The following is a 26,963-nucleotide window of genomic DNA, read 5'->3' as shown; positions in this document are numbered from 1 at the left end:
CAATAGAAACACAACCTATTATCTACGCGATTAACTTTGCAAAAAAGCTATAATCAATCGATTAACCTTATTCCAGTAAAGATAATCTCTCATAAAGGACTTAAAATTATTCTGAATAACTAGCATTGATAATACTTTATCTCAGGCAATTTTAGATATTTATCCTTCCCAAGTATTTCTTTAAGCTCTCCAAGCAATCACAATAAATTAAAGAAAACATACAACTCTGATAAGTACATGACAAATAAAAGCTTTATAGCGAAGCTTCTAATCCAATCTGACTTTGTTTTTGCGACTAGCATAACAAGTTTAGCGATTATTAAAGGAAATTGATTAGTTCTTAGTATGACTTAACTTTAATAAAAAAAGCTCCAGTTGTGGAGCTTTTTTTAGTTTAAGGAGGTGTTTAATTGATTGTAATCTTTTTAGAAGTATTGTTAATTTTTAAAATATAATTTCCGGAAGTTAAAGCCGGTAAAGCGATTTTATCTTCTTTGACTTCAGAAGGTTTGTAGCTTTTAAGTAGGTGTCCGGTAAGGTCGAATAATTGGATTGATTCAACAACTTCATTTTTACTATCAATAGACAAATAGTCGCTTGCAGGATTTGGGTAGACTATAATGTCTTTGGTAATAGATTTGGTGGCGTTCTCAACTCCCAGAATTTGAGTTGCTATTTTTACTACTTTACTTTGGCTTTCTATATATAAACTTGCATAAAGATTTCCATTGTAAATAGTTATTCCATTAATTCTATTGTAGGTAGGAACATTGTAAAATAGTATTGGCTTACTATTTACATCATCAGCAGGTAAACGAAAAATTTTAGCAGAATAATCATCTGTAGTTGCAGAAATATATAAGTCACCATTTGAAGCAAAAGAGAGGTATCCATTTTTTTTTATTTGTGATGTCTTTTCAAAAGTCGCAGGAATTTTTGTAAGGACACCGGCTGGATTTATTTTTCTAAGGGGATTATTACCATCACCTTCATCAATAACGAATAAATTTCCTGCCTTATCAAAAGTTAATCCTGATGGGGATTTAAGAGTAGCAGGATCTGAAAAAAAGGTGCTAATTTCTCCTGTTGTACTTATTTTTTGAATTTTCCCGGTCCTTTCTGAATAAAAAACGTTTCCCGTTGCATCGATAGCAATTCCCCATATGTCTGCAGGAGTAGTATAACTTGTTACATCGCCGTCAGGGGTTATTTTGGTAACTTCGTTTTCACCTGAAAAAGTTTCATAATCATTACTAGTACGACTGATTACCCAAAAATTTTTGTTAGTATCAAGAGCTATTTGCCTAGGAAATTTTTTTAATGAAATAAAAGTACTTTGAACCAGATTTGGAGTTATTTTGGTAATTCCTAAAGAATTATGATAATCATTATTAGCAACATATAAGTTTCCAGTTGAATCAAACACAAGACCAAATGGGATGTCGTATGGCTTTATAGGAAATTCTGTAAAATAATCTGTAGCGGTTTGTGCATTAAGGCCAAAGGCTGATAATAAAGCTAAGAGGAGAATTTTTTTCATAAAATAAAGTATTTACTTACAAAAATAGTTTTATCAGGAATAATCTTTTATTTATTTGTAATAAATGGAGGTAATGATGTAATTTCCGGCAAGAAAACGGATTTATCTGGTAGCTGAAATTGTTTAGTGAAACAATAGTAAAAGATGTTGTAAATAATTTTAACCACAAAAAAAAGCTTCAATTAAGAAGCTTTTTATGGTTAATTTTGGAAGTTGTTTTTGATTAATTCTAGTTAAAATATTATTCATTTGAAGAGTACGCCATATTGTCTCTCGTGTTTTTTTGTACCGAAATAGCTCCAAAAAGAGCCAATAAAAAAGCAAAAGCATAAAAACCTTTTTCACTTGGTAAGATCGTAGCATTCCATAGGCCAACGATTAGTAATACAATAGATAAAAGAGTTCCGAACCAGCAGATTCCATAATACATATCGGTTACCGGAAGTTTTTCCAGCCTGTCTCTCACACTTTTTTGTAAGGAGACAACGGCAAAAAGGCCAAACATTAAAACGGTGAAATAATATCCTTTTTCGTTTAAAAGCATTTCGGCTCTTGCAAGTCCTACTATAAATCCAACTGTTCCTGCTCCAAGAGCTACCCATGATGCCGCTATAAAGGCGTTCGACGTTTTTTGTACCATACTTAGTTTAATAATTTTGTTTTGGTTGATGAACAAATATAGATAAATTCAGGTCATCTCAAAACAAACGCAAGCAATATTATTCAGTATAATCTTCTAAAAATGTTAAATAAAAAAAGCCCCGGATTACGGAGCTCTCTTGTTTTAATATAAAGTAAGGTGTTATGGTTTCATTAATTGCTGCAAAGGTTTTAATTGATCCATATTAATATTGGATTGTTTCATAACCGACATCAAGGTCATAATGTTATTAGGATTCATGTTTTTTCCTAACACGCGCACTACTACAAAACCGCTTTCTTTTTTGTTGGCAAAAACCACAAATTCTTCGATGTTGTCGTCAGCTCCTACATAACTTATCGATGCACCGTCTTTACCTGAACCGACCTTCATTAATTCCTGGTATTTTGGATTTTTCAGGATCTCTTTCAGTTTGCCGCGTTCTGTTTCAAATTGCGCCTGATTTTTAGACGTTTCTTTGAAAGCCAGAATATTCATTTTATCGAATGATTTTAAAGCTTCATTTTGCTCTGCAGATAATTTTGCTTTCTCCACATTTAGAATCGATGATGAAATGTCAAGTGCAATAAAATCTTTGTTGTCTGTGTTTTCAACAAAATACTTCTGTAATGAAGGGGTAGAATTACAACTTACTAAAGTTAGTAAAACTAATAGGGCTGAGGTAATAACGTTTGCTTTCATCTTATTTTTTGCTTTTAGAAGCTTTTTTTAGGTCAGAACCTCCGGGAAGTTGCATCTTATCTGTTAGTACTGAGATTTCGTTTAAGTCAAAGTTACCAATAAGAGACAGTAATACAGATTCACTGCCCTTAGCTCCGTCGATGTACATTAGTAATTCTTTTACCTGCGTGTCGCTTGATCCTGATTTGATTAGAATTCTAACATTTTTACCGCTGTCGTTTACTCTCATTAATTCTTCTAAACCGGCAGTTTTTATATATTTATCTGCAGAAGCTTTCATGTCAGCTTCAATTTTAGGATTTTTAGTGGTAAACACTTTTAAGTAGTCTAATTTTTTTATCAGATTAATATATTGTTGCGTTTCTTTGTCAGAAGCGTCAGCTTTTACCTTACTCATTAAATCAAACATTTTTTTGTTTACAATTACTGAGGTTACATCGTCCTGACCATCGTATTTATCAAATGCTCCCTGAGCATAAAAAGTGTGGCTGACAAATGCTAAAACTAGTGTTATGATGAAATTTTTACTCATGCTGATTTTATTATTTTTTCTGTATTCGTGAATCGTTGATTTCATTTGGATTGAGATTTAAATTACTGTTTAAAAATTTTGTTTTTTGATTGTTCGTATTCTTTAATGTATTGTACACTTTCGATACCTACATTAACATTGTTTGATAATAGGGCTAAAGCTTTTTGCGTTGCGGCAAGTGCTTCTTCCGGATCATCATAGGTTCCCAATTCCGTTTGAGCTGTAACCGGAGTTGTATTCTTTTCGCTCGTATAGAAATAGGTTCCAATTCCCAGTAAAACAACAGCTGAAGCTGCAATCGATAACCACGCCACATTTCGTTTTTTAGTTTTTAGTGGGATCGTCTGCGTCGATTTCTGTTCTTTTACCTGAGAGAAATAACCAAACATTGGTTTGTATTGCTCCAAATGCTGCGCAACATCCGGTGAAGAAAAATATTCTTTTAATTGATTTTCTTCGGCAATCGTGGTTTCTCCCTGAAAGTATTTTTCTAGTATATTTTCTATTTTATTGAATTCCATAACTGTGTGTATTAACCATTGATTCTCTTATTTTTTTTCTCGCTCTTGAAAGGGCTACGCGTATAGCCGTTTCGTTCATATTGACAATTTTTGCAATTTCGTCAAATTCATATTGTTCAACATCCCGCAACTGAATTAATATTTGTAGTTGCTCGGGTAATTGGCTTATAATTTTTTCAACCCATTCTAAACTATTTGAATCCTCCAGCTTCTTATCCAGTTGAGGTTCCCGGTCCGTATAATTGTTGTGAACGATTTTAAGATTTCCGGCCCTTTTCGATTTCAACTGGTCCAGACAATAATTCTTGGTCATTGTCATTGCAACAGCTTCAACACTATTATAGGAATCCAGAGTATCTTTTTTGTTCCATAACTTTACCATAACTTCCTGAGTGGCATCTTCAGCCTCTTCCGTACTGGTTAATAATCTTTTTGCCAGACGAAAAACTTTGTCTTTAAAAGGATTTATTAATTCTATAAACACATTCTGATTCATAAAATTCGTTGGTTATTCGTTAGCTTATATAGTGAAGACGAGACACTATTATTTTTGTTACACGGGGTATTAATTTTTTTTTTTTTACAATAAAAAAAACAATAAAATTCTTAGAGTTAAAACTAAAGATAGTATTTTTACGTTACTACTAGATAGATATTTACTATATGAAGACAATATTAAGAATTGTACTGTTATTATTTTTACTTGCTTTTTCTTTGCAATCTTGTGAAGATCAGGATGATGTGGCAGCTCCGGCCTCATTGCAGGTTAATGATTTTGTGTGGAAAGGACTGAATCAGTTTTATTTATGGCAAGCTGATGTTCCTACTTTGGCAGATGACCGTTTTAGCAATCAGGAAGCATTAAATGCTTTTTTGAGAGGATATTCAAAACCGGAAGATTTATTTCAGGATTTATTGAATAAACCTATAAGTAAATTTCCAAAAGGTCAGGCTATTGATCGTTTTAGCTGGATTGTTGACGATTATACGGTTTTAGAACAGGAACTTCAGGGAACTTCAAAAAATAATGGTGTAGATTTTAGATTGAGTTACAAACCGGGAAGCACTACAGATTTAGTGGGTTATGTACGCTATATCATACCTAATTCTGATGCTTCTAAAAAAGACATTAAAAGAGGGGATCTTTTTACCGCTATTAATGGAACTTCTTTGACGGTTTCAAATTATCAGTCGCTATTGGCAGCGGATAGTTATACACTGAATATGGCTACTTTTAACGGTACCGGTTTTGATAGTAACGGAAAAACAGTTGCATTAGTAAAAACAACTTTAGATGAAAATCCTGTTTTTATCAATAAAGTGATTACCTCCGGAAGCCGTAAAATCGGTTATCTGATGTACAATGGTTTTTATGGCAATTATGATGCACAGCTTAATGCGGCTTTTGCAGAACTAAAAGCACAGGGTGTTACTGATTTAGTTTTAGATTTAAGATATAACGGAGGAGGTTCGATACAAACTTCAACCCGTCTGGCGAGTATGATTACCGGACAGTTTACCGGCAAAGTTTTTTCGAAAGAGAAATGGAATGCAAAAATCAACGAATATTATGAAAGTGAAGATCCTGAATCATTGCTGAATAAATTTGTAGATAAAATGGACGGTGCGGCGATTAATAGTCTGAACATGACTAAAGTTTATATTATAACCACAAGCGGTACAGCATCGGCAAGTGAATTGGTTATAAACGGATTGGTGCCTTATATTTCTGTAGTTCAGGTAGGAGAGACTACCGTTGGTAAAAATGTAGGATCAGTAACCTTATATGATTCTCCGACTTTTGGAAAAACGAACCGTAATCCAAATCATAAATATGCGATGCAGCCTTTGGTTTTGAAAATTGTAAATGCAGCTGATTTTGGAGAATACACAGACGGTTTGAAACCAACGTATGAAAAATTAGAGCGCATTACAAACCTAGGAGTTTTAGGAGATCCAAATGAACCGTTGCTGAGTGTAGCAATATCTCAAATAACAGGAATCAGTGCGAAAAAAGCAGGAGACGACAGTGGGGTAGCGCTGAAAACGTTTACAGATGCTAAAGCAATGGACGGAATTAAAAATCAAATGTATATTGAAAAAGCACCGGAAGGACTTTTACGAGCATTGAAATAAAAAAAAAGGCTTTCAGAAATGAAAGCCTTTTTTTATGTTATAATCCAAACGAATTACCGTTATTAATCGTTGAAATAGAAACCGTTTGGTCCAACACCAACTATTAAATCTTTTTGTAATGTTCCACTTAAATCGTAGATGTAAGCTTTACTGCTTGATTTGAAATCACCACCGTCAGCAAGATATATACGATTATCGTTTACTGCAAATCCGTATAAATAACCTACAGGAGAAGTTAAGATTGGTGTAGTAGAAGCTGTTGTAGCAGTAGTATTCATAACATAAACAGAACTTGAAGCAGTGTAATAAATCTTACCACCTTCAATATCTAATTGACCAGCATTTCCTAAATTAGCAGGCAAAGCAATTTTGGAAACAGATTTGTCTGAAATTTTTACTTTTACAATTTCTCCGGCAGCACCGTAAGGTTTTCTAAGGATAAAAAGAACTCCGTTCTCTTCTTCAATAGAATCTGCATCTGAACCAATAGTAACAGTTTCTACTGTTTTGGTTGTAATGTTTACCACCAACAACTTGTCGCTGTTATTTGGCTCAGTGATGTACAGTTTTCCATTATCTAACACAATTCTGTTTCCTGTACCTTTCAATTCGATTTTAGATTCAACAGTATTTGTACTCAGATTAATTACGGCAACATAATCGTCAATATTGGCGTTAGGGTTTTTTTCCGGGTCAGTGTAGCTAGGATAGGTATTAGCATTAGTTACATAAGCTTTGCCATCCTTAACAACACCATAGCGAGGGTTAGCAAGTCCGGTGTCAATTTTTGCAATCAGCTTAAAACTATAGCGGTCTACTACATTAATAACATTTGATCCACCGGCAATAATATAAGCCTTGTCTCCGTCAAAAAAGATATTTTGAAGATATTTTCCAACAAAATCACTGCTGTTTACGGTCTTGTAAACATCCTTAGTGAAAGTATTTAAATCGCCAGATATGAAAGAAACAGAACCGCCGTCAGTAGAATTTCCTTCATTTAAGATGAAAATTCCATCGTCATAAACTCCTTTAGGTCCATCAGAGTCGTCATTAGAGCAAGAAACAAAAAGCGATGCGCTTAATGCTAGTAAGAATAATCTAGTCAGTTTCATTATTTTAAAATTTAAAGTTTAAGTACAGGTTATAATTTCTTCCGGGCATTGGTCGGTATTCTAGACTTTGATAGAAGGTATTCCAAACATTCAAAACCTGAAAACCTACTTTGAAAGAAGATAAAAGTTTAAAATCGTAGTCTACACCAATGTTCGAAACAGTGTAAGCCGATACGATTTTTTCGGGGTCATTGTCAGCTTGTGTGTACACAAAGCCATTATAAAGAAATTGATAATTGGCTGAAATGTTATTTCTTGAGTAAGCGATGGCAGCGGTTACTTTATGAAAAGGAACAAAAAACAATTGCTTTTTGGTTTCTACATTTTCTGAAATTGAATAGGCATACGTCGCATTTGCAGTCAGGTTGTTTTTGCCAAAACTCTTTTTCCAACTCAATACTGTTTCGGCGCCATAACTATTAACTTTGTCTGTGTTTTGCGGTGACCAGATACCATTAGCTCCCGGGACCCACTGCAATAAATCTTTTATTTTGATGTAGTAAAAAGTTTGAGTTAAAGAGAAGTTCTGAATGGTGAAAACGTTTCCAATTTCGGCCTGATAAGAACTCTCCGGTTTTAAATTAGGATTTCCGCCTTGTTCCCAATACAAATCATTGAAAGTTGGAATTCGGAAATTACGGGACACATTCAATTTTAAATTATACAGTTTTCCAAATTGATAGGAGGAACCTGCAGAGAATAGAACGGGAGATTTATAATTGTCTGTAAATTCTTTACGGACCCCAAATTCGTTTTTCCAGTTTGGAGAAACCTCTTGTTTTATAAGTAAAGCCGCAGAACTTATTTCTCTAACATTATCACCAAAACCACTTCCGTATCCTTTAGTCCGATTGTAGTCCAGAATACTATTTATTTGCAGCGATTCTAATAATTGATAGCCTAAATCTGCTTTTGTAGTCAGGCTTTCTGTTTTTCCGTACGTATAAATATTGCTGGAATTGTCGGCATAATATTTATAGTTCTCAAAAATATAGGCTGTTTTGAAATTGGTTTTGAATCTGCCAAAATCACCATCATATTCCAATAAGTTCCGATTAAAACCATTTACATATTTACTTTTAGTTTCAGATTCCGAAACTAATGAGGTATTTCGGTCTGTATTTGAAGTTTGGGTATACAGCTTAAAACTGTTTTTGGCATCGATTTTATATCCTGCATTGGCACTTAGGGTAATAACATCATATTGACCGTTTTGATTCCAGCGCTGTTCGCCTTTCCAGTTGTATTGGTTCAGATATTTATAATCGTTTGTAGAACTGTTTTTGGAAAAACCAATTTGAGTACTCCATTTTTTATTAGAGATACTTGTTTTATAATTAATTCCGATAGTGTTGAAACTTCCGTAATCAAGTCTTAAATTGTTTTCAAATTTATTGTAAAAGGCGAGATCTGTATTCAAGTGTACGGTTCCTCCAACGGCTCCGCTGCCATAAATAACACTTCCTCCTCCTGCTTTTACACTAATAGAATTATAATCGGATCCGGAAATGGTATTAAAATCAGTACTTCCGTTCATTTGGGAATTAATGTTAATTCCGTTCCAGATTACAGCCGTTTGCGATGATGTTGTACCTCTAAAAGCAACTGTAGAAAGCATTCCACGGCCGTACTCTTTAAAATAAATGGTCGAATTGAAGTTTAATAAATCCGTTAATAAGGCTTCATTTTTGCCAATAACAGAATCATTTAGTTTTAAAACCGATTGTGAATTGGAGTATTTTTTAAGATTAGCATCAGAAACGACAACCGTTTTAAGTTTCGTAATAGAATCGTTCTGCGCCACAGTAATCTGGCACAACAATAAGAAACAAAGAGCAAAAAGTTTTTTCAAAGTCATAATTTCTACACTCTTTTTCCCGAGAGCTCGATATTGATTACAAAGGCAGGTCTCCTGGCTTGCGTCTTGTTGTTTACCTTCCCATTCGTCAGCGCGAGCAGTGGTTTTGTAGTTAACAACAAGCATTCTTTTTCAGAACAAAGCTTACAGTTGCGGGTACAGCTCAAGATTTATTACTTGATTCCCTTTTAATGTGTATGAATGAACACAACCTTAATTTTCTGCAAAGATAAAGTTAAAATTATTGAATTTTCAAATTTGTTTTCGTTTTAGAGAGGGATTCTGAACAAATGATCATTTAAATCATTATTTTAATAACCTGTCCGAACGCTACTTTATTGGTAAAAGCGTCTTTTAGGGGTAATCCAGACTGATGACATAAAATACTTCTGATCACACCTGCATGTGAGACAATGACTACAGGAGCTGTCTGGTTGAAAACATAATCTTCTAAAAACGTACCCACTCTTTCATGAAGTGTTGTAAAAGACTCCCCATTTGTGACTTGCGTGGTGACAAAATCTTCCATCCAGGGATTAAGTTCTTCCGCAGGAATTGCATCCCAGTTTTTCAATTCCCAATCGCCAAAATTCATTTCCATTAGACGATCGTCGGTAATGAAGGAAACGGGGTTTATCGTATTCTGAATGTATTGGGCCAGTAGGATACAACGTTTCAATGGACTTGAAAAGAGTAGGGCCTCAGAAGGTAATTGCGAGACAATATCCTTAAAGATTTCTTCGAATGGAACAGCCAAATCTACATCAGTCTGACCGTAGCAGATTCCTTTTTCGCAGATTGTTTCGGTATGACGAACTAGATAAATTTCCATATCAGAAGAATGCTTAAATAATAAATAACTTCGCAAACCTGTTGCGTTGCTCCCAGGCAGTCACCCGTATAACCATCAATCCATTTTTGGAAATAGCGGGCTAAAAAATAACGCATGATGAATACCGGAATAATTGCCAAAAGAAATTCAGATTGAAAAAATGAAAGTACCAATAATGGAATTAGTCCGAAGAAGAACGAACCTGTAATTTCTTTCCAACTGTGTTTTTTAGCTATAGGTTTACTTTTACTCGTCGCATCATCGCGGGAGTATTCGTGAGTAAAAATAATAGATATCGCTGCCAGACGACTTAAGGAATGAGCCGAAATGAATAGGAGGAAAATTAGAAAAATGTTATTAGTAAAAAGGGAAATGGATTCTGAAAGCAGTTTAAATTTTAATAGAAATAGTAAAACTAAACCAACCGCTCCGTAAGCTCCAATCGCACTGTCTTTCATGATAAGCAGAATTTTTTCTTTGGTCCAGCCGCCACCAAAACCATCACAGACATCGGCAAAACCGTCTTCATGAAAAGCTCCCGTGGTTAATATTGAGGCGATAATTGCCAAAAGTACCGCGGTTTCGGTCGACAGAAAGAATGAAAAGAGATAAAAAGCGAGAAAGGAAATGCTCCCAACAATCCAGCCAATGAATGGAAAATAGCGTGTTGCCTTATTTAAATAATCAGGATCATGATTGATGTTTTTTGGACATGGAATTCTGGTGTAAAACATTAAACAGGTAAAGAAAATATGTAGTTCTTTTTTCATTTAAGATAATTGATTAGGGCAAAATTAAAGGATAAAACTATAAACTGAGACTGAAAACTATTTCCTGCTCACTCCTGCGCTTTCGAAACTGGCCATTTCATTCAGAAAAACTTCAGCTGATTTCAGAATTGGAAAAGCAATCGCACAGCCTGTACCTTCACCCAAGCGTAAATCCAGATTCAGAATAGGTTTTGCATTTAAATAATCTAATAATTTCTGATGCGCTTTTTCGGCAGAACAATGACAGAAGACCGCATTTTTATGAATAGCAGGATTTATTTTTGAAGCAATTAAGAAAGCCGTACTGCAAATAAAACCATCCACCAGAAGGAGCATATTGTTCTCAAAAGCAGTTAACATTCCGCTGGCAATTTGTATGATTTCAAAACCTCCAAAATAAGCCAGCTGCTGTTTTAACTCAGCCGGACTGGTATAATTTTCAATAGCTTTTCGCAGTAAGTTTTGTTTTTGAAGTAATTTTTTATCTTCGACACCCGTTCCTTTTCCTACGCATTCTTCGATAGAGAATCCGGTTAGAAGGCTCATCAATACTGAGGCAGTAGAGGTGTTTCCAATTCCCATTTCGCCAAAACCAATACAATTGGAGCCTTTTCTTGCAATGTCTTCCACAATCGTTTTTCCTTTTTCAAAACACAATTGTAACTCTGCTTCACTCATTGCGGGAAGGTGTAGAAAGGATTGTGTTCCTTTGGCTATTTTGGCGTTAATTAGATTGGCATTGGTTGGAAAGTCATAATTAACACCGGCATCAACAATGGATAACTGAATGTCATTTTGCTTACAGAAGACATTAATGGCAGCTCCGCCTTCCAGAAAATTAGTCACCATTTGTCTTGTGACATCCTGCGGGTAAGCGCTTACGCCATGATTGGCAATGCCATGATCGGCAGCAAAAACGACGATAGCGGGATTTATGATTTTTGGGCTTAAGGTTTCAAAAACAGTTCCCATTTGAAAAGCCAAAGTCTCGAGAGTCCCCAGAGCACCAATGGGTTTGGTCTTCGAATCTATTTTGTCTTGTAGCTGAGTGTTGAAGTTGAAATCTTTTGGGTTTTCTGTTTTTGGACTTAAATTTAAATCCGGAATTAGATTTTCAACGGTAGTTTTGATTTCTGTACAATCCGGAGCCTCTGATTTTTGTTTCCAGTGTAATTGCTGCAACATGGGTTGATTATCATAATTCGTAGCAGGTTTTCCGATGCAGAAATACCCTAACGGCTCAATATTTTCAGGTAAATCGAGAATCTTTTTAAATTGATAATAATTCAGGATAGACACCCAGCCCATTCCGTAACCCTGCTCAGTGAGAGAGAGCCAGATGTTCTGAGCAGCACAAACCGAACTGAATTTTACCGCTTCATTGCTGCCAACCGTTCCAATCGTAAATTGGTTCAGTACAGATCTGTCATAAGCAATAATGAGTCCGATTGGAGCTTCCTCAATGGCCTCCAGTTTTAAGGATTTATAGTGTTCCTTTTGTTCAGGATTGTCTGTAAGCTCTTCTGCTTTTTTGTTGTAATCTAAAAATAGTTCTTTAATGGTACTTTTAACCGCAGCAGATTTGATAAGATAATACCGGGTAGCATCTGTTAATCCAACTGACGGTGCCCAATGTCCGGCCTGAAGTGCTTTCTGAATGACTTCGTCAGGAACTTCATCATTTGTAAAATGGCGGGTATCACGACGTGATTTTAGTATATCGTCTAAATGGCTCATAATTTTTAAATTTCAATTTCCAAATCAATTCAAATGAGAATTTTAAAGTTTAAGTAAAGATAAAGTATAGCGTTGGAATTTGAGATTTAAAAATTTGGAATTTCATTACTATCCCTTTATTTTAACTGGGATGCCGGAAACCATCAGAACCACTTCATCTGCTTTTGAAGCCAAAAACTGATTCATCCAGCCCTGAAGTTCGGTAAATTTTCGGCCGATATGAGTTTCGGCATGAACACCCATTCCGATTTCATTTGTGACAATAATCAGAGTAGCATTTTCCTGTTGCGCTATCGATAGAAATTCTTTTTTTGCTTCCTCTAAACTTAAAGTAACCTCATTTTTATGGTCGACAAAAAAGTTGGTCAGCCAAAGGGTAACGCAATCTATTAAAGCCACTTTTCCGGAAAAGTCAATTTCGCTTAAGTATTTCTCTTTTTCAATATTGGTCCAGCGTTCGTCACGCTCCTGTTGGTGTCTGTCAATTCTGTTTTGAAAATCAGAGTCCCATTTTCTGGCTGTCGCTACATACATAGGGGTATCTGAAAGTTGTAAGGCCAGGTTTTGGGCGTAACTGCTCTTTCCTGATCGTTCGCCTCCTGTAATTAGGTAGATCATTTTTAATTATGGGTTTTGAGTTATGAGTTGTGTGGGTTAGCCGAATGTCAGGCTGAGCGAAGTCGAAGCTTTTGTTGAGTTATGAGTTTTAATAAGGGCAATGCCGGCATTCGTTTCCGCAGCAGCTTCCTCTTTTTAAGTGAAACCAGGCTTTGAAAACATAATTTCCGTCTTCCATATAATAATCAATTCCTTCGATTAGCTTTTCTTGTTTGGGTAAAGATATGGCTTTATTTTTAAGCGCTTTTTGTGGGGTAAGCGTTTCTACGTAAGCGTCAATTTTATCTTCGCAGGCTTCTTTAAAACAAACAGGGCAAAGACAGTCGCCTCCTTCGGAAAGATTAAAAATAGGGGGAAAATCATTACACCAACACTTGTTTTCATTTGAAGTATCTCCACAGCTGAAAGAAGATTCACAGCTCGAGCAGACTTTGGTTTTTATGGGATTCATTAGGGAAAAATGATGTTTATTTGATTTTGTAGGAATAAAGGTAGATAAAAAAAATAGAAATTGCGTTACCTTTGTCAGTAATGAAATTGTAAAATTTATAAGGAAGATGATTCAAATTATATGTCATAAAAGCAGCGTGATGAAACTGAGCCCTTTAAAAAAATAACAGAACCTATATATGAGACATTTACTGCCAAAAATGATTTTTGTTTTACCTTTTTTTCTTCTAATCGGATGCAAAAAAAATGAATCTTCGGAGATTGTAAAAACAGAAACCGAAAAAAATAGTATCGAATATGCATCCGGACTCTCGATTATAAAGCACGAAGGATATTCGGTAGTAACCGTTTCAGATCCTTGGCCGGATGCCCATACAAAGTTTACTTATGTACTGAAAGAGAAAGAGGCGAAAGTACCGGACAGCTTACAAAAGTACACGACTATCAAAGTTCCTTTGGAGTCAATTGTGGTGACTTCAACGACTAACATTCCGTTTTTGGAGATGTTGGAAGTAGAGAATAAATTGGTAGGTTTTCCGCATACCGATTACATTTCTTCAGAAAAAACCAGAGCACTGATAGACAAAGGAGCCGTTAAAAATGTAGGGCAAAATGAGAAATTAAATATCGAACAATTAATAGAGCTATCTCCGGACTTAATAGTGACTTTTGGAGTAGACAATAACAATGCGATGCTTGATAATTTGAAAAAAAGCGGTTTAAATGTTTTGATTCAGGCCGACTGGATGGAGCAATCTCCCCTTGGAAAAGCAGAGTGGATTAAACTTTACGGTGCTTTATTTGGTAAAGAAGAACAGGCGAAAGAGTTGTTTGATAAAATTGTTTTGAGTTATGACCAAGCTAAAAAATTAGTAGCGGGAAAACCAGCAACTTCAAGTGTTTTATATGGTTCTATGTATGAAGATATCTGGTATGTAGCTAAAGGAAACAGTTGGGTGGCGCAGTTTATGAAAGATGCTCAGGCCAATTACCTATGGGCCGATTTGAAAGGTACAGGAAGCGAAGGCTTATCTTTTGAAAAAGTCTTAGTAAAAGCCAAAACAGCTAATTTCTGGATCGCTGCAGGTTCCTTTAAAAGTTTGGACGAATTCGGAAAAAGTAATCCTCATTATACAGAGTTTGATGCCTTCAAGTCTAAGAATGTTTATACGTTTGAAGGTAAATCAGGAGCAACGGGAGGAACTGTTTATTATGAGCTGGCGCCAAGCCGTCCTGATTTAGTATTAAAAGATTATATCAAGATTTTTCATCCGGAGTTGTTGCCAAGCTATGAATTTACTTTTGCCTCTAAATTAAACTAAGTTCATTGATTCATAAAAAACGAAATATAATTCTGTTTTCGGTACTCGGTCTGGCCTTATTGTTTATGTTCTTTTTAGACATTAGCCTGGGATCAGTAACTATACCTTTTAAGGAAGTATATAACAGTATGACGGGAAGTCATGCCAGTAAATCGACCTGGGAATATATTATTGTCAATTATCGTCTGCCTAAGGCTATTACAGCCATGTTGGTTGGTATTGGTTTGTCAGTGAGTGGTTTGCTAATGCAGACTTTGTTTAGAAATCCACTCGCAGGACCTGATGTTTTAGGTTTAAGTTCGGGAGCAATTCTGGCTGTTGCGATTGTGATTTTAGGGGCAGGTTTTTTACCTTCATTTTTAAACTCGATTTTATTGTCGCCATATGCAATTGTACTGGCTTCGACAATAGGAAGTGTTTTGGTTTTACTATTGGTTTTATTGGTAGCACAGCGTTTACGAAATACGATGGCAATTTTAATCGTCGGATTGATGTTTGGCAGTTTTACCAGTGCTATTGTTGGGGTCTTGACGTATTTTAGTTCAGCAGAACAATTGCAGAAATTCACCTTTTGGTCTCTGGGAAGTCTTGGGAATCTTTCCTGGACTTCGATTTCGATTTTGGCGGTTTGTGTTGCTTTTGGTCTGTTTTTGAGTGCCGGAAGTATTAAACCTTTAAATGCATTGCTTTTAGGTGAAAATTACGCCAGAAGTATGGGATTGAATTATAAGAGAGCCCGATTGATAATTATTTTTGCAACAAGTATTCTGGCCGGAAGCGTTACTGCTTTCGCAGGGCCGGTTGCATTCATAGGTTTGGCAGTGCCACATATTGCAAAGCTCACTTTTCAGACCAGTAATCATACAGTTTTATACTGGAGTACTTTTTTCTACGGAGGAATAATTATGTTGTTTTGCGATATGGCATCACAAATGCCGGGACTAGAGACCACATTGCCCATTAATGCAATCACCTCTATAATTGGCGCACCAATTGTCGTTTGGCTGCTCATGCGCAAAAGAAATTTTCAGTAAATAAATTAGCCACAGATTAAGCGGATTCAATGGATTTTTGCAGATTGATTTTTAAAAAATAAAAGCGGTGAAGAAAAAACTTAGAACATTAGCAGCTTAGAAACTTAGTACCTTTAAACAATGACTACCATTTTAAAAACAAAAGATCTCGACATTGGCTACAAGTCCAAGAAAGGAGTTGTGACTATTGCTGAAAATCTAAATCTGAATTTTGCTTCGGGGAAACTCATTTCGTTAATTGGTGCAAACGGAATTGGGAAATCGACTTTGCTTCGCACGATTACCGGAATTCAGCAGCCGTTGAAAGGACATGTTTTTCTAAATGAAAAAAATATAAGTACCTATAAGCCTCTGGAATTGGCTCAAAATTTAAGTTTAGTTTTAACCGAAAAGCTACCGCCAAGTAATTTGTCTGTTTTCGAATTAGTAGCTTTAGGACGTCAGCCTTACACCAATTGGATTGGGACTTTAAGTCAGAATGATATCGAGAAAGTTCAGGAAGCTTTAGAGTTGACTCAAATAGAGCATCTGGCTCAGAAAAAACATTTCGAAATTAGTGACGGACAATTGCAAAAGGTTTTAATTGCACGAGCTTTGGCACAAGATACTCCGTTGATTATTCTGGACGAGCCGACAACACATCTTGATTTGCTGCACAAAGTTTCGCTGTTCAAACTCCTCAAAAAATTAACAGAGGAAACTCAGAAATGTATTTTATTTTCGACTCATGACATCGATCTGGCAATTCAGTTAAGTAATGAAATGATTATTATGACTCCTGAATTGGTGGTACAGGACGCGCCATGCAATTTAATTTCAAAAGGAAGTTTTGCCACCCTATTCAAAGACGAACATATTATTTTTGATGCCGAAAAAGGAAAGTTCGTAATTACGTAGCAGACTTGTCGAATACTTTATAAAGTGACCGGAATAGCGTTTAAAACTAAAGGAATTAAGAACTAATTATTTTTTCAGTCCGATTTGTCTTTTTGCTTCTCCCACCACAAAAGCCACAGAATTGGCAATATTAAAGCTTCGGATTAATTTTGACATGGGAATGGTGAGGTGATTCTCAAAACGTGCCAGAACTTCTTTACTTAAACCTACACTTTCTTTACCAAATACAAGCCAGTCTCCGTCCTGAAAATCAGTTTCGAGATATGATTTTTCGGCATGAGAACTCATCAGAAAAACACGTGACTGATCAGGAATCTGCTGAATCCATTCTTCTACATTTGGATATTCGGTAACGTCAAGATGTACCCAGTAATCCAGTCCCGAACGTTTCAGGTTTTTATCGTTAATTACAAATCCGAAAGGGTGAATTAAATGTAATCTGCTTTCTGTACCCACGCACAAACGTCCAATGTTTCCGGTGTTATTAGGGATTTCAGGCTCTACAAGAACTATGTTTAGCATTTTTTTTGAGTTATGGGTTATGAGGTGTGAAATGGATATGAGTGTTTTATTCTTTTAAACAATAATTGTCACATTATCACATTATCAAATTATCTCATTATCTAAATTAAAATCATTCACTTCCAGTACTTCTCCGGCTTTTAAGTTTTGCAAAGATACATTTCCTATGCGAACACGAACCAGTCTTAAAGTTGGAAATCCAACAGCCGCGGTCATTTTCCGAACCTGACGAAATTTCCCTTCTCTTATTGTAATAGAAGCCCAGGAGGTTGGACCGTGGCGTTCATCTCTGATTTTTTTGGCTCTTGGACCAAAATCTGGAATTTCAGTAACGATAAAAGCAGTGCAGGGTCTGGTTTTGTATTTACCGCCATCAAAACCTATTTCAACGCCTTTTTGTAAGGCCTCGATTGCTTCGGGAGTGATGATTCCGTCGACCTGAACATAATATTCTTTGTCTACTTTTTTGCTTCTTACCAGTTCGCTTATCCTTCCGTCCGTCGTCAATAAAAGTAAACCTTCAGAGTCTTCATCAAGTCTTCCGATGGCCATAGTACCTTCAGGGAAATGGTATAATTCACCTAAAAGCTTTTTCTTTCTCTTCAATTCATAAATAAACTGACTTAGATAGCCGTAAGGTTTAAAAAGAATGAAATGATGATGCATATTTGTTTTTTGACTGCAAAGATAACTTTGTTTGCAGAGTTTAAAAGGAAATCTTAAGATTTAGATTTTTCATGTTTCATTTTTTTTAGCCATTGCAGAACAAACCAGATTGCCGTAATTCCAAATAGGACTAGAATTGGGAAATAATAATTTTTGAAAAAATCATGAAAGTAACTTCCAATTAATACGTAAGCTGAAGCGATACACAATTTGATTCCAATAAATTCAGCATTAGACCAGGAAGTTTTGATTTTGAAGAAGTTCATAATTCTGGATTGAATCGTTAGTAACTACTGTTAAAGAAATTATTTCTTTAAAGTCAAAAAGTAATTTAGATTAGATTTAATCCTTTTTCTGTCTTTATCCAGTAGATAGATCTTTTCAGGATTAGAACTATAATAGCCATAGTACAGTTGTTTTTCCTCCGGCTGATCCCAGTTTAAGACATAAATTGTACCGTCCGGATCTTTATCTAATCCTCTTTCGGTATTAAAATTACCTTTCTGGGTAAAGACATTTCCTGGTTCTTTTCCCTGATAGACACTTATTAGTTCAAATTTATTGTTCTGTGAAACGCTATAATCGGTGTAGATTTTCAAGGTCATTTGAATTCCGCTACAATCAGCGCACGGAATTATTCCTTCATAGATTGCTGTTTTGCTGAAACTGTTGTTGGTTTTAGTGACCGTTTCCTTGTTTGTAGTGTTGTTTTCTTTAGTTGTTTTTGTATTGCAGGACAGTAGCAGAGAAAATAGAGCCGAAAAGATAAATAACTTTTTCATGTTGTATCATATTAGTTAAACGTAAAACGATTTAATGGTAAAGAAAATTGTACAGATAGAAAGTGAAATTAAATGATTCATTTTTCAGCTTTAGAAGCTCTAATAGTAATAGACTAATGAGAAAAAATAATGTCGTTAAAAATATTTAGGGGGTAAGTTAAGCCATAATGATTTTTGAGACAGAGTAGATTTAAAAAAGAAATGACTTGTTAAATTGTAATAACCCTTTAATTCGTACAATAGTGCATTGTTTTGTCAGGTCGCGCTATCTCTGAGGATAATTAAAATAATATAGTAAAAATTTGATTTTTGTTAAAAAATGTTCATAAAAGTTGAATACATTAAGTTTAAGTTTTCACAATATTCTGTTAACTTTAAAGAACATAAATTTGATTTCTAAAAACACTTATTTTTTAACTACGTATGAAAAAACTTTACTACTCACGCCAGCTTTTGGCTTTTTTATGTTTTTTTGGTTGCTTTTCTGGAGCTGTTTTAGCTCAAACTATGCCTTCAGTGCAGTCCATTCCGTACAAACAAAATTTTGATGGTTTGCCAGCGGCTGCCGACACTTATGTTGATATTCCTGGTTTTCAGGGCTGGACCGCTAACGGGACAAATCAAAATACTGCCGTTTGGAATACAGGATTAACCGGAGATAGAGCATTTATAAAAAATAGTAATTCTAATATCAATTCGGGAGGTATCCATAATTATGATGATAAAATTGGTTTTTTGAATTCAACATCCGGAGATTTTGCAATTGGTTTTGCATTTTCAAGTTTAGGAAGCCAAACCATAAACGTGTATTACGATGCGATGATTATTCGTAATTTATATGACGGTGGAAGTAACAATCGTTTGCAAGAAATGGCATTGCAATATCGTGTCGGAACTACCGGTGCTTTTACCACTTTATCACCTGCATATTCAAACAACAGTACAACCTTACAGACTACAGCGGCAGTTATAACTCCATTAGACTTAAGAACTACACGTATTAAAGTAACATTACCTGCGAATTGTGATAATCAGCAAATAGTTCAAATAAGATGGATTGCCCGACTAATTTCCGGATCCGTAGGTTCACGTCAATCTTTTGCAATAGATAATATCGATATTAATGCGGATCATACTGCACCGGTAAACGAAGCAGGGTTCCCGAAGGCAACAAATATTTCGTCCACTAATTTTGATTTTTCAGATAAGTTAGATGAAATAGGAAAAACTTATTATGTGTTGCTTCCCGGCGGAAGTACTGCTCCAACTGCAGCTCAGGTAAAATTGGGCCTTGATGCTGGTGGCCTTGCAGCTCTGCAGTCAGGATCTTTAAATATTGTTGATAAAACTCTGGCTTATACTAAAAACTTTACAGGTTTATCAGCTGCAACGGCATATTCCGTATTCTCGGTTTCTGAAGATGCTTACGAAAATATTCAGGGTACGGTAACTAAAGTAGATGTAACGACAACGGCTGTTGCGTTGCCAGAGATAACTACAACGATAACTGCACTTGATTTAGGTACTTCTGAGACAAACTTTGAGTCCGGGTCTAAAAGCTATCAAATTCAGGCAAGTGATCTTACAAGCAATTTAGTAGTAAGTGTTACTTCAAATTTTTCAATTTCAAAAGATAATATATCATTTGGTTCATCGCTGACATATGCCGCAGCTGATTTTGCTTCAAATGCGTCCAAGACTGTTTATGTAAGGTTTAATCCAAATTTATTAGGTGCATTTACAGGTCAAATAACACATGAATCTACTGATGCTGTTGCGAAACATATATCATTGACAGGAAGAGGAATTAATCCGTATGTTCAAAATTTTGACGATCCTAATGTTTTATCTAACAGCGGATGGGTGCAGTATAATTTGGAAGGAACTACCAATAAATGGACTTATACCAATGCTGCCAGAAATATTAATTCTGGAACAGGAGCAGTTCTTATGAATGGATTTTCGGATAGTGGAGCAAGTAAAGATTGGTTAATTTCTCCAAAATTACGTTTAGATACATTTGACAAATTACCATTATTATCTTTTTATTCTCGTAAATTTTATGCGGGGCCTGGTTTAAAATTAATGGTCTCTACAAATTACGACGGTGTTAGCAGTCCGGAAACAGCGACTTGGACAGAAATTGATGGAAGTTTTCCAACTACAACAGGAACTTACACGGCATCTCAATATATAGAATTAACGGCTTATAAAACAAATAGTACTTATCTGGCGTGGGTGTACGAAACGACAGCAGGAGGATCCAACAATGCTTCAGAGTGGTCATTTGATGATTATGCAATTGCAAATGAAACGGGTTATGTAGCTTCAAATCCGGTTTTAGATTTTGGGACTGTAGATCAAAATACGGTTTCGACATCACAATCTTTTGCTTTTAAAGCTAAAGGATATGGAGACGTTACCATTAAGGCACCGGTTGGTTATCAAATATCTTTGGATAATACGTTATTCCAAAATAGTTTTACATTGTCAGAGACAGATGCTTTGGCAGGAAAAACACTTTATGCGAGATTCATACCTACTACAAAAGAATTTAAAATTGCCGGTACATTAACAGTAACAGGGACTTTGTTAAACAAACAAATTGGTTCTTTAACGGGGTCTTCTCTTCCAAAAGCAGAAACTTACGACGTGGTGACTTATAATTTGGAGTTTTTTGGTGCTCCAACTGCAGCTTACGGACCAAGTAATAAAACGTTACAATTGGAAAATGTAGCAAAAGTTATGAATAAACTTGATGCAGATGTATATGTAGTTCAGGAAGTTTCGAGCGATGCTCAGATCGATGCTTTGATTCAGAAAATAAGTGTGAATGGAAAAACATTCGATAAAAGTATTTCTACGTCATGGTCATATTCATGGGATCCTAATTCAGATCCAAGTTTTCCTCCACAAAAATTGGTCGTAATTTATAATACACAAACTACGTCAGTTAAGAAGACACGTGTTATGTTTAAAGATTTTTATGATGAATTACGTGCTGGTACCAAAACGTTGAATAATTATCCGGGAGGATCCAGCAGTAGTTTTTTCTCATCTGGTCGTCTGCCATATATGGTTACAATTGAAACTAACTTAAATGGAATTAAAAAAGAAATTAACCTGGTCGATCTTCATGCACGTGCTAATAGTGGTTCGGACATTTCTCGTTATAACATGCGTAAATATGATGCGCAGGTGTTGAAAGATAGTTTAGATGTTCATTACCCAAATTCTAATATAATGATTTTAGGAGATTATAATGACGATGTAAGTAAATCAGTTATTACACCAAATCCATCTTCTTACGAAAGTTTTGTTACAGATACAGCCAATTATAAAGCGTTGACTTTAGAAATTAGTCAGGCTGGGGCGTTTAGTTTTTTAAGTTCAGGCGGATTTTTAGATCATATTATGATTTCTAATGAGTTAACGGATCAATATATTTCAGGTTCTACTGCAGTATATGATCCTCGAAATGATATTGCAAGTTACACCACTACAACTTCAGACCACGGTCCGGTAATTGCTCGTTTTCAATTGAACTCTTCGAATCTGTCGACCATCGATTTTGAAACTAAAAACGGTTATGCGGTTCAGGCTTATCCTAATCCAACCACTGATGTGGTGAATGTGATTGTAAAAACCAATACAGATAAAAAACTGAAATTGAAGTTCTACGATGTTTCAGGTCATTTATTAGGGAATCCGGTTGATATTAATGCAACACAGGATGTAAGTACTACGGCTGTTTCGGTAAGTTATTTGCAAACGGGGATTTACTTTTATACGCTAACCGAGAATAATAAAATAGTTTATAAAGGGAAGATCGTTAAAAAGTAAGAAGTGAAGTGTAAAAAGTAAGAAGCAAATAGGAAATTGATTTGCGGCTTCTTTTAAACAGTTTGCTAATCGCTTTCAGGAAAAAAAGCAGTCCAAAGTAAAATTTGGGCTGCTTTTTTTATTTAAAACAATGTTTTGAATGGTTTCAGATTTGTTTCGGGCGAAATGAAGTAAAAGTAATTCAATTGCCATTGCTGCGTTTTCTGAGCTTGTTTACTTGTTGTTTCATCCCACGGAGGATATACTCTTGTGGCTCTTTTACCTTCTTTTGTCGAAGTGGTAAAAATACCTTTCTCTAATAGAACCGGTTTAGGAAAAACAAATTGCCCAAAGAGTTCGTTCTTTCGAACACTGACAATCACAAGGTCAATAGCGTCTGTGAAATCAAAGGCCTCAATAATTCCCGTTGTATTGCGTTTCCATAAAGTTACAAACTGACCTGTTTTGGTAGGCGTGATTTTCGCTTTCCTGTAACAGATGTTTTTCTGATTCAGTCGAAAACGGTAAGCATCGTACTCATTGCTTTCAGCTTCCGGTTGAGGTTCAGTGAGATCAAAATCGCAACAATCGTAAAGTATTTCTTTGGCAATTATAAGATCTTTAGGTAGTGACTCCGGATCAGTCCAATTGTTTTTGAGGATCATTTTATCGTTTTTTCTAAGTAATTTTTTGGTAAAACTACCACAAAAAGAACTTTAAAAAGTAACATTCAATCCAAAATTTAATCCCCATTGAAACTGGTTAAAAGATTGGCTGCTTAACGGATTAACGTAATAATTCATAGCAGGCTCCACAAAAACACTTGTTTTTTTATAAACGCGATATTGCAAAGTACTACTTAATGTAGAACCGTAGATGAAATCATTGGCATTGACATTCTGACCAATCGAATTTCCGTTTAAGGCCATGTTATTTGAAATCAGTTTCCCCACAAAACCACCGGTATTGATGTTGATGTTGGTCCTGTTTCTGCTGAAAACAGAATACGAAACCTCCAAAGGCATTTCGATATATCTTAAGTTTTGATCCAGATTCCCACTCTCAATAGAATTGCTCTCAATGTTATTTTGTTTTAACGCATTAGTAGTGTTTTTAGATACAAAAATGTAACCTGAACTAGTGCTAATTTGGGGAGCTGCTGCGACTACTGTTGCATTTTGATTAAAATAGTCATTAGAAGTCATGGCAGCATTAGGTGAACCATTGCTTATGTACGATACATCGGCAACACTTTGCCCTAATTCGTTGATCTTAAAACCTGAACCAACGGCCCATTTTTTGTTGATTTTATATTTTGTTTTAACACCGTAAGCAGTTCCCTGTTTTGAGTCGTTTACATTGCCCAGGGTTTTGTCATTTTTATAATTCTCCGAGTTGGCTAATCCGGCAAAAACTTCAACTGCCCATCTTTCTCCTTTAGAAATCGTCGTTTTCTTTTCTTTCTCGTTTTTCTCCTCCGGATTAATAATGCCTTTTTCTAAGTTTTGAAGTTCTGCCAATTGAACGGAATCCTGCTTGCTAAGAACAGTAGTGAATTTCGAATTGTTTTTTGAATTACCCGTTAATTCTCTGCCAGGGAATGCGTTTTCAGTAGCAGTTTTCTGATGCTTATCAGAAAGTGGGTTCACAGCGCTTAAAGCTGTACTAATGTTATTTTTAGCAGGCAATTGCTCTTCAAAAACAGAACCCGACACCTTATTTTTTGAATCTGAATTGAAAGGGTTTGTCTTTCCTGCACTAAAAGTTTGTTCCGCTAGTATTTGATTAGCAGCTTTTTTATCAGCACTAATAGAATGATTTTTTGAATAAGAACCAAATCCATTGTTCTTACTGAGAGTATATACTTTTTCAGCTACATTTTGATTCGAATTCTTTTTCTCTGTATTTAAAAATTGATTGGTTGAAGCAGAATTGAATGCATTTGATGGATTCGATCGGGCCGTATTTGTTTTTGCAGAAACAATTACTTTTTGGGTTGCAGTATGATCTTCATTTCTCTTTTGAAGAGTTGAGTTCAGATTTGCATTCCCTGAATTAGCCTTATTAGTTACATCAGAATGAGCAACTGCCGTTTTTTGATTGTGATTTTTTATAGAAAGCTCAGACGAGTTGGTACGGTTCTTCAGAGAAGAATTACTAACGGTATGATTTGATTCTTGCTCAGTGGTATTTACAACAGTATTATTCTCTTTACTTTGAATTGTTTGGTTAGAGTTTGGATTGTTTTTCTTTTCATCAAGAACCACACTATTGTTTTCTATCGGGCCATTTTTTACCGTTTGAATTGCCGAAGTAGAAGTAAAATGTAAAACAGAAGGAAGCAACAAACCTAATAATAAGCATGCAGCAGCCGACCACCAAAGAATAGCTTTCTTCTTTTTCTTTTTTGGTTGGTCTAATTTTTCTTCAATCTGACTCCATAATTCAGGAGGTGGAATACTTGAAAAGTTTTCCATTGATGAAAAAAGATCTTCTATATTTTGCTTTTTCATGCTATTTTAAAATTTTTTATGCTCATTATTTTTTTTTGCAAAATGCTTTTGGCCCGATTTAGATTTGATTTTGATGTTCCTTCGGAGATTTTTAAAAGTTCGGCTATTTCTTTATGCTTTAGTTTTTCAAAAACATACAGGTTGAAAACGGTGCGGTACTGATCTGGTAGATCCCGGATGTATTCCAGCAGTTTCTCCTGTTCGACCGGAGCAATATCCAATTCCTCCTCTTCAACAAAATCAGTATCCGGATCAAAAACATCCAAAAAGAAACTTTCTTTTTTCTTCTTGTTCAGGGTTTCAATCAATTTATTAATGAAAATACGTTTGAGCCAGCCTTCAAAACTTCCTTCAAATTTATATTGGCCGATTTTCTGAAAAACGATAACAAAAGCCTCCTGAAATACATCTTTGGCATCGTCTTCATTTCTCATATACTTCAGGCATATACCATATAAAACAGGAGAGAACAACTGATAGATTTTCAGTTGTCCTTCTCTGTCATTTTTGATGCACAAGCGTATGTATTTTTCTAAATCGTCTTTCAAAAAAGTGGTTTATTTGGTTTTGCAAAAATAGTTCTTATAAGCTTATAAAACTACCTTTTGTAAATAGTACGTGATGCATCGGTATTATTGCTGACAATGGTTAGGTTTTGATTGTCAAGGTTTTCTATGATATAAGTCTTGCCTTCAAAAGTGATTAAGTCATGTTCGGTCTGATCAAAATAACCAATACCTTTTTCAATTGTATAGGTACTATTCCTTATTTCAACATTGTTTTTGTACGTGATTACTCTTCCGTTTGGTGTAAAAACGATTTTTTTGTTAAATCCGATCGTTTTAGGAGTTGCCGTATAAGGATTATTGGTTCCTCCAATCGATTTTTCCCAAATCCAGGTGTTTACAATCGAACCCGAATTCATACCCGTAGATTCCACTGAATATGCCGACGAAAAGAGACAGCATACGATGATAAATAAGAAGTATTTTTTCATAAATCAGATTATTTTAGACTTGTTATTTTATCCTGAATAGCCTTTTTAAAAGCTTTTACGTCAGCACTTTGATCAGCAGTATCATTGTTGTCGATCGTAACTTTCGTAACAGTTATACCCTGACGTAATTCAAAATATACACCTCCCTGATCTGCAGCGTCCGGAGAGCCATAGGTTTTAGTTTGTCCTTTTAAAGCTAAAATTTCAGCAGGTACCGATTTTAAGAACAGTGTGTAATCTCCCTTTTTTGTTGTTGCCGTATAGCGGTATTGATTGAAATCGTAGGCACCGGCCTTAACGTTTAAGAATTTTTGAATATTAAAATCGTTGATCTGATAGAATTTTTGACAATCGGCACCTGTACATTGACTGCTAAAACTTCCGATTACAACATTGTCACGGTTGTCTGCTACTTTATTGAATAGTACTGTTTTAGTCGTTTTAGGTATCAAAATGAAATCTGACGGATATGTTGCCCCCGGAGCAATAACTTCACCTACTGCAGGCTCTTTCTCGTAGTAGTTGATTAGAATTTGACATTTGTTTTGCACAATGCTGGTTATTTTAATTTGATAACCACTTGTAGGTCTAAGGCCTGAGAAAATACCAACAATCATTTCTTTGGTAAAATCGATAGGTGTAATGGTAGCATTTGGACAAGAATTTTCTTTTTTGGTGAAGTAAGCATTCAATCTTTCTTCAGAAGCAGCTAGAAATGCGACAGGATTGGTAGGTAAAGATTTAACACTATAGTTGCATAAAAGTGGAATTCCTGTAAAAGCTAAGTCTTCACTTTCTCCGCAAACTACATTCATATCTTCATTATTTAGGGAGCAGGCACTGAATCCAAAAGCTATAAACAAGCTTAGCATTAATTTTTTCATAACAATATTTTAATAGTTTATAATTAGTAGATGTCTTCTTTTGGAAATGGTTGCGTGAAAATTTTTAATTTAT

27 protein-coding genes and 1 riboswitch are annotated in these 26,963 nt (G+C 35.3%); of the genes, 5 read left to right on the top strand and 22 right to left on the bottom strand.

Translation table 11 applies throughout. The features are described 5' to 3' along the window. Nucleotides 1-406 precede the first annotated feature (406 nt). The 6 genes from OLM58_RS03150 to OLM58_RS03125 form a co-directional block, all read right to left on the bottom strand. Nucleotides 407-1,540 (bottom strand): T9SS type A sorting domain-containing protein, encoded by a 1,134-nt coding sequence (locus OLM58_RS03150; RefSeq protein WP_264531171.1) that lies wholly within the window; start codon nt 1,538-1,540, stop codon nt 407-409. Nucleotides 1,541-1,781: 241 nt separating this feature from the next. Beyond that, the gene (gene yiaA, locus OLM58_RS03145) at nt 1,782-2,180 is read right to left on the bottom strand and encodes an inner membrane protein YiaA (protein WP_017498692.1); all 399 of its coding nucleotides are present in this window, start codon (nt 2,178-2,180) and stop codon (nt 1,782-1,784) included. Between the two features lie 162 nt (nt 2,181-2,342). Next, nucleotides 2,343-2,882: a DUF4252 domain-containing protein gene (locus tag OLM58_RS03140; protein WP_264531170.1), complete on the bottom strand. Its 540-nt coding sequence runs from the start codon at nt 2,880-2,882 to the stop codon at nt 2,343-2,345. 1 nt (nt 2,883) lies between these two features. Then, nucleotides 2,884-3,459 carry a DUF4252 domain-containing protein gene (locus tag OLM58_RS03135; protein WP_264531169.1) on the bottom strand — a complete coding sequence of 192 codons (576 nt, stop codon included), beginning with the start codon at nt 3,457-3,459 and terminating at the stop codon, nt 2,884-2,886. 17 nt (nt 3,460-3,476) lie between these two features. Further along, nucleotides 3,477-3,935, bottom strand: coding sequence for a hypothetical protein (locus tag OLM58_RS03130; RefSeq protein ID WP_264531168.1), 459 nt, complete (start codon nt 3,933-3,935; stop codon nt 3,477-3,479). After that, on the bottom strand, nt 3,922-4,431 hold the full coding sequence (locus OLM58_RS03125; RefSeq protein WP_202701435.1) for an RNA polymerase sigma factor: 510 nt from the start codon (nt 4,429-4,431) through the stop codon (nt 3,922-3,924). The genes OLM58_RS03130 and OLM58_RS03125 overlap by 14 nt, the downstream gene beginning before the upstream one ends. Before the next feature lie 167 nt (nt 4,432-4,598). Here OLM58_RS03125 and OLM58_RS03120 point away from each other — a divergent pair, with 167 nt between their 5' ends. Continuing rightward, nucleotides 4,599-6,071: a S41 family peptidase gene (locus OLM58_RS03120; RefSeq protein ID WP_264531167.1), complete on the top strand. Its 1,473-nt coding sequence runs from the start codon at nt 4,599-4,601 to the stop codon at nt 6,069-6,071. 62 nt (nt 6,072-6,133) lie between these two features. Here the strand turns inward: OLM58_RS03120 and OLM58_RS03115 are convergent, their stop codons facing one another. The 7 genes from OLM58_RS03115 to OLM58_RS03085 form a co-directional block, all read right to left on the bottom strand. Continuing rightward, a complete protein-coding gene (locus tag OLM58_RS03115) occupies nt 6,134-7,186 on the bottom strand; it encodes a YncE family protein (RefSeq protein WP_264531166.1) in 1,053 nt (350 codons plus the stop codon). A gap of 4 nt (nt 7,187-7,190) precedes the next feature. Then, a complete protein-coding gene (locus tag OLM58_RS03110) occupies nt 7,191-9,044 on the bottom strand; it encodes a TonB-dependent receptor plug domain-containing protein (protein ID WP_264531165.1) in 1,854 nt (617 codons plus the stop codon). A gap of 26 nt (nt 9,045-9,070) precedes the next feature. Beyond that, nucleotides 9,071-9,275, bottom strand: a riboswitch (cobalamin riboswitch). A 67-nt stretch (nt 9,276-9,342) separates the two neighbouring features. Then, on the bottom strand, nt 9,343-9,876 hold the full coding sequence (cobC, locus tag OLM58_RS03105) for an alpha-ribazole phosphatase (RefSeq protein WP_264531164.1): 534 nt from the start codon (nt 9,874-9,876) through the stop codon (nt 9,343-9,345). Beyond that, complete coding sequence (locus OLM58_RS03100) at nt 9,861-10,646, bottom strand: adenosylcobinamide-GDP ribazoletransferase (protein ID WP_264531163.1); 786 nt, start codon at nt 10,644-10,646, stop codon at nt 9,861-9,863. The genes cobC and OLM58_RS03100 overlap by 16 nt, the downstream gene beginning before the upstream one ends. A 57-nt stretch (nt 10,647-10,703) precedes the next feature. Continuing rightward, nucleotides 10,704-12,383 carry a nicotinate-nucleotide--dimethylbenzimidazole phosphoribosyltransferase gene (gene cobT, locus OLM58_RS03095; RefSeq protein WP_264531162.1) on the bottom strand — a complete coding sequence of 560 codons (1,680 nt, stop codon included), beginning with the start codon at nt 12,381-12,383 and terminating at the stop codon, nt 10,704-10,706. A 108-nt stretch (nt 12,384-12,491) separates the two neighbouring features. After that, the gene (cobU, locus tag OLM58_RS03090; RefSeq protein ID WP_264531161.1) at nt 12,492-13,001 is read right to left on the bottom strand and encodes a bifunctional adenosylcobinamide kinase/adenosylcobinamide-phosphate guanylyltransferase; all 510 of its coding nucleotides are present in this window, start codon (nt 12,999-13,001) and stop codon (nt 12,492-12,494) included. Between the two features lie 88 nt (nt 13,002-13,089). Beyond that, nucleotides 13,090-13,452 carry a DUF5522 domain-containing protein gene (locus tag OLM58_RS03085; protein ID WP_264531160.1) on the bottom strand — a complete coding sequence of 121 codons (363 nt, stop codon included), beginning with the start codon at nt 13,450-13,452 and terminating at the stop codon, nt 13,090-13,092. A gap of 178 nt (nt 13,453-13,630) precedes the next feature. On the opposite strand from OLM58_RS03085, the gene OLM58_RS03080 reads away from it, so the two are divergent. The 3 genes from OLM58_RS03080 to OLM58_RS03070 all read left to right on the top strand — a co-directional run bounded on the left by OLM58_RS03080 (nt 13,631) and on the right by OLM58_RS03070 (nt 16,704). Beyond that, nucleotides 13,631-14,773 (top strand): ABC transporter substrate-binding protein, encoded by a 1,143-nt coding sequence (locus OLM58_RS03080; RefSeq protein ID WP_017498677.1) that lies wholly within the window; start codon nt 13,631-13,633, stop codon nt 14,771-14,773. Nucleotides 14,774-14,778: 5 nt separating this feature from the next. Next, entirely contained in the window at nt 14,779-15,807 is a 1,029-nt protein-coding gene (locus OLM58_RS03075) for an iron chelate uptake ABC transporter family permease subunit (protein ID WP_413614492.1), read from the top strand. 120 nt (nt 15,808-15,927) lie between these two features. Beyond that, on the top strand, nt 15,928-16,704 hold the full coding sequence (locus OLM58_RS03070) for an ABC transporter ATP-binding protein (RefSeq protein ID WP_264531159.1): 777 nt from the start codon (nt 15,928-15,930) through the stop codon (nt 16,702-16,704). A 66-nt stretch (nt 16,705-16,770) separates the two neighbouring features. On the opposite strand, the gene OLM58_RS03065 is transcribed toward OLM58_RS03070, so the two are convergent. The 4 genes from OLM58_RS03065 to OLM58_RS03050 form a co-directional block, all read right to left on the bottom strand. Beyond that, nucleotides 16,771-17,226: a tRNA (cytidine(34)-2'-O)-methyltransferase gene (locus OLM58_RS03065; protein WP_264531158.1), complete on the bottom strand. Its 456-nt coding sequence runs from the start codon at nt 17,224-17,226 to the stop codon at nt 16,771-16,773. A gap of 84 nt (nt 17,227-17,310) precedes the next feature. Continuing rightward, nucleotides 17,311-17,892, bottom strand: a complete 582-nt coding sequence (locus tag OLM58_RS03060) for a pseudouridine synthase (protein ID WP_264531157.1) — start codon at nt 17,890-17,892, stop codon at nt 17,311-17,313. Nucleotides 17,893-17,945: 53 nt separating this feature from the next. Continuing rightward, on the bottom strand, nt 17,946-18,158 hold the full coding sequence (locus tag OLM58_RS03055) for a hypothetical protein (RefSeq protein ID WP_264531156.1): 213 nt from the start codon (nt 18,156-18,158) through the stop codon (nt 17,946-17,948). 39 nt (nt 18,159-18,197) lie between these two features. After that, nucleotides 18,198-18,674 carry a copper resistance protein NlpE gene (locus tag OLM58_RS03050; RefSeq protein ID WP_264531155.1) on the bottom strand — a complete coding sequence of 159 codons (477 nt, stop codon included), beginning with the start codon at nt 18,672-18,674 and terminating at the stop codon, nt 18,198-18,200. Between the two features lie 507 nt (nt 18,675-19,181). Between OLM58_RS03050 and OLM58_RS03045 the strand changes: the two genes are divergently transcribed. Next, entirely contained in the window at nt 19,182-22,517 is a 3,336-nt protein-coding gene (locus OLM58_RS03045; RefSeq protein WP_264531154.1) for a T9SS-dependent choice-of-anchor J family protein, read from the top strand. Nucleotides 22,518-22,639: 122 nt separating this feature from the next. Here OLM58_RS03045 and OLM58_RS03040 read toward each other — a convergent pair whose 3' ends face one another. Genes OLM58_RS03040 through OLM58_RS03020 form a run of 5 tightly spaced genes read right to left on the bottom strand, consistent with a single transcriptional unit; the run spans nt 22,640 to nt 26,890 of the window. Next, entirely contained in the window at nt 22,640-23,161 is a 522-nt protein-coding gene (locus OLM58_RS03040; RefSeq protein WP_264531153.1) for a MepB family protein, read from the bottom strand. 51 nt (nt 23,162-23,212) lie between these two features. Next, nucleotides 23,213-25,009 carry a hypothetical protein gene (locus OLM58_RS03035; protein WP_264531152.1) on the bottom strand — a complete coding sequence of 599 codons (1,797 nt, stop codon included), beginning with the start codon at nt 25,007-25,009 and terminating at the stop codon, nt 23,213-23,215. Beyond that, entirely contained in the window at nt 25,006-25,557 is a 552-nt protein-coding gene (locus OLM58_RS03030) for an RNA polymerase sigma factor (protein WP_202702918.1), read from the bottom strand. Before OLM58_RS03030 ends, OLM58_RS03035 begins: the two co-directional genes overlap by 4 nt. Nucleotides 25,558-25,607: 50 nt before the next feature. Continuing rightward, the gene (locus OLM58_RS03025) at nt 25,608-26,006 is read right to left on the bottom strand and encodes a hypothetical protein (protein WP_264531151.1); all 399 of its coding nucleotides are present in this window, start codon (nt 26,004-26,006) and stop codon (nt 25,608-25,610) included. An 8-nt stretch (nt 26,007-26,014) separates the two neighbouring features. After that, on the bottom strand, nt 26,015-26,890 hold the full coding sequence (locus OLM58_RS03020) for a protease complex subunit PrcB family protein (RefSeq protein ID WP_264531150.1): 876 nt from the start codon (nt 26,888-26,890) through the stop codon (nt 26,015-26,017). Nucleotides 26,891-26,963: the final 73 nt, after the last annotated feature.

Source organism: Flavobacterium sp. N502540, from assembly GCF_025947365.1.
Lineage (GTDB): Bacteria > Bacteroidota > Bacteroidia > Flavobacteriales > Flavobacteriaceae > Flavobacterium.
This window is presented reverse-complemented; position numbering and strand designations above follow the sequence as displayed.

Excerpts from the sequence above, each read along its gene's own strand:
- cobC (WP_264531164.1), bottom strand. The coding sequence starts at position 9,876 with ATGGAAATTTATCTAGTTCGTCATACCGAAACAATCTGCGAAAAAGGA.
- OLM58_RS03150 (WP_264531171.1), bottom strand. The coding sequence starts at position 1,540 with ATGAAAAAAATTCTCCTCTTAGCTTTATTATCAGCCTTTGGCCTTAAT.
- OLM58_RS03045 (WP_264531154.1), top strand. The coding sequence starts at position 19,182 with ATGCCTTCAGTGCAGTCCATTCCGTACAAACAAAATTTTGATGGTTTG.
- OLM58_RS03070 (WP_264531159.1), top strand. The coding sequence starts at position 15,928 with ATGACTACCATTTTAAAAACAAAAGATCTCGACATTGGCTACAAGTCC.
- OLM58_RS03080 (WP_017498677.1), top strand. The coding sequence starts at position 13,631 with ATGAGACATTTACTGCCAAAAATGATTTTTGTTTTACCTTTTTTTCTT.
- OLM58_RS03020 (WP_264531150.1), bottom strand. The coding sequence starts at position 26,890 with ATGAAAAAATTAATGCTAAGCTTGTTTATAGCTTTTGGATTCAGTGCC.
- OLM58_RS03040 (WP_264531153.1), bottom strand. The coding sequence starts at position 23,161 with ATGATCCTCAAAAACAATTGGACTGATCCGGAGTCACTACCTAAAGAT.
- OLM58_RS03140 (WP_264531170.1), bottom strand. The coding sequence starts at position 2,882 with ATGAAAGCAAACGTTATTACCTCAGCCCTATTAGTTTTACTAACTTTA.
- OLM58_RS03120 (WP_264531167.1), top strand. The coding sequence starts at position 4,599 with ATGAAGACAATATTAAGAATTGTACTGTTATTATTTTTACTTGCTTTT.
- yiaA (WP_017498692.1), bottom strand. The coding sequence starts at position 2,180 with ATGGTACAAAAAACGTCGAACGCCTTTATAGCGGCATCATGGGTAGCT.
- cobU (WP_264531161.1), bottom strand. The coding sequence starts at position 13,001 with ATGATCTACCTAATTACAGGAGGCGAACGATCAGGAAAGAGCAGTTAC.
- OLM58_RS03130 (WP_264531168.1), bottom strand. The coding sequence starts at position 3,935 with ATGGAATTCAATAAAATAGAAAATATACTAGAAAAATACTTTCAGGGA.
- OLM58_RS03065 (WP_264531158.1), bottom strand. The coding sequence starts at position 17,226 with ATGCTAAACATAGTTCTTGTAGAGCCTGAAATCCCTAATAACACCGGA.
- OLM58_RS03050 (WP_264531155.1), bottom strand. The coding sequence starts at position 18,674 with ATGAAAAAGTTATTTATCTTTTCGGCTCTATTTTCTCTGCTACTGTCC.
- OLM58_RS03025 (WP_264531151.1), bottom strand. The coding sequence starts at position 26,006 with ATGAAAAAATACTTCTTATTTATCATCGTATGCTGTCTCTTTTCGTCG.
- cobT (WP_264531162.1), bottom strand. The coding sequence starts at position 12,383 with ATGAGCCATTTAGACGATATACTAAAATCACGTCGTGATACCCGCCAT.
- OLM58_RS03035 (WP_264531152.1), bottom strand. The coding sequence starts at position 25,009 with ATGAAAAAGCAAAATATAGAAGATCTTTTTTCATCAATGGAAAACTTT.
- OLM58_RS03125 (WP_202701435.1), bottom strand. The coding sequence starts at position 4,431 with ATGAATCAGAATGTGTTTATAGAATTAATAAATCCTTTTAAAGACAAA.
- OLM58_RS03115 (WP_264531166.1), bottom strand. The coding sequence starts at position 7,186 with ATGAAACTGACTAGATTATTCTTACTAGCATTAAGCGCATCGCTTTTT.
- OLM58_RS03055 (WP_264531156.1), bottom strand. The coding sequence starts at position 18,158 with ATGAACTTCTTCAAAATCAAAACTTCCTGGTCTAATGCTGAATTTATT.
- OLM58_RS03060 (WP_264531157.1), bottom strand. The coding sequence starts at position 17,892 with ATGCATCATCATTTCATTCTTTTTAAACCTTACGGCTATCTAAGTCAG.
- OLM58_RS03110 (WP_264531165.1), bottom strand. The coding sequence starts at position 9,044 with ATGACTTTGAAAAAACTTTTTGCTCTTTGTTTCTTATTGTTGTGCCAG.
- OLM58_RS03085 (WP_264531160.1), bottom strand. The coding sequence starts at position 13,452 with ATGAATCCCATAAAAACCAAAGTCTGCTCGAGCTGTGAATCTTCTTTC.
- OLM58_RS03100 (WP_264531163.1), bottom strand. The coding sequence starts at position 10,646 with ATGAAAAAAGAACTACATATTTTCTTTACCTGTTTAATGTTTTACACC.
- OLM58_RS03135 (WP_264531169.1), bottom strand. The coding sequence starts at position 3,459 with ATGAAATCAACGATTCACGAATACAGAAAAAATAATAAAATCAGCATG.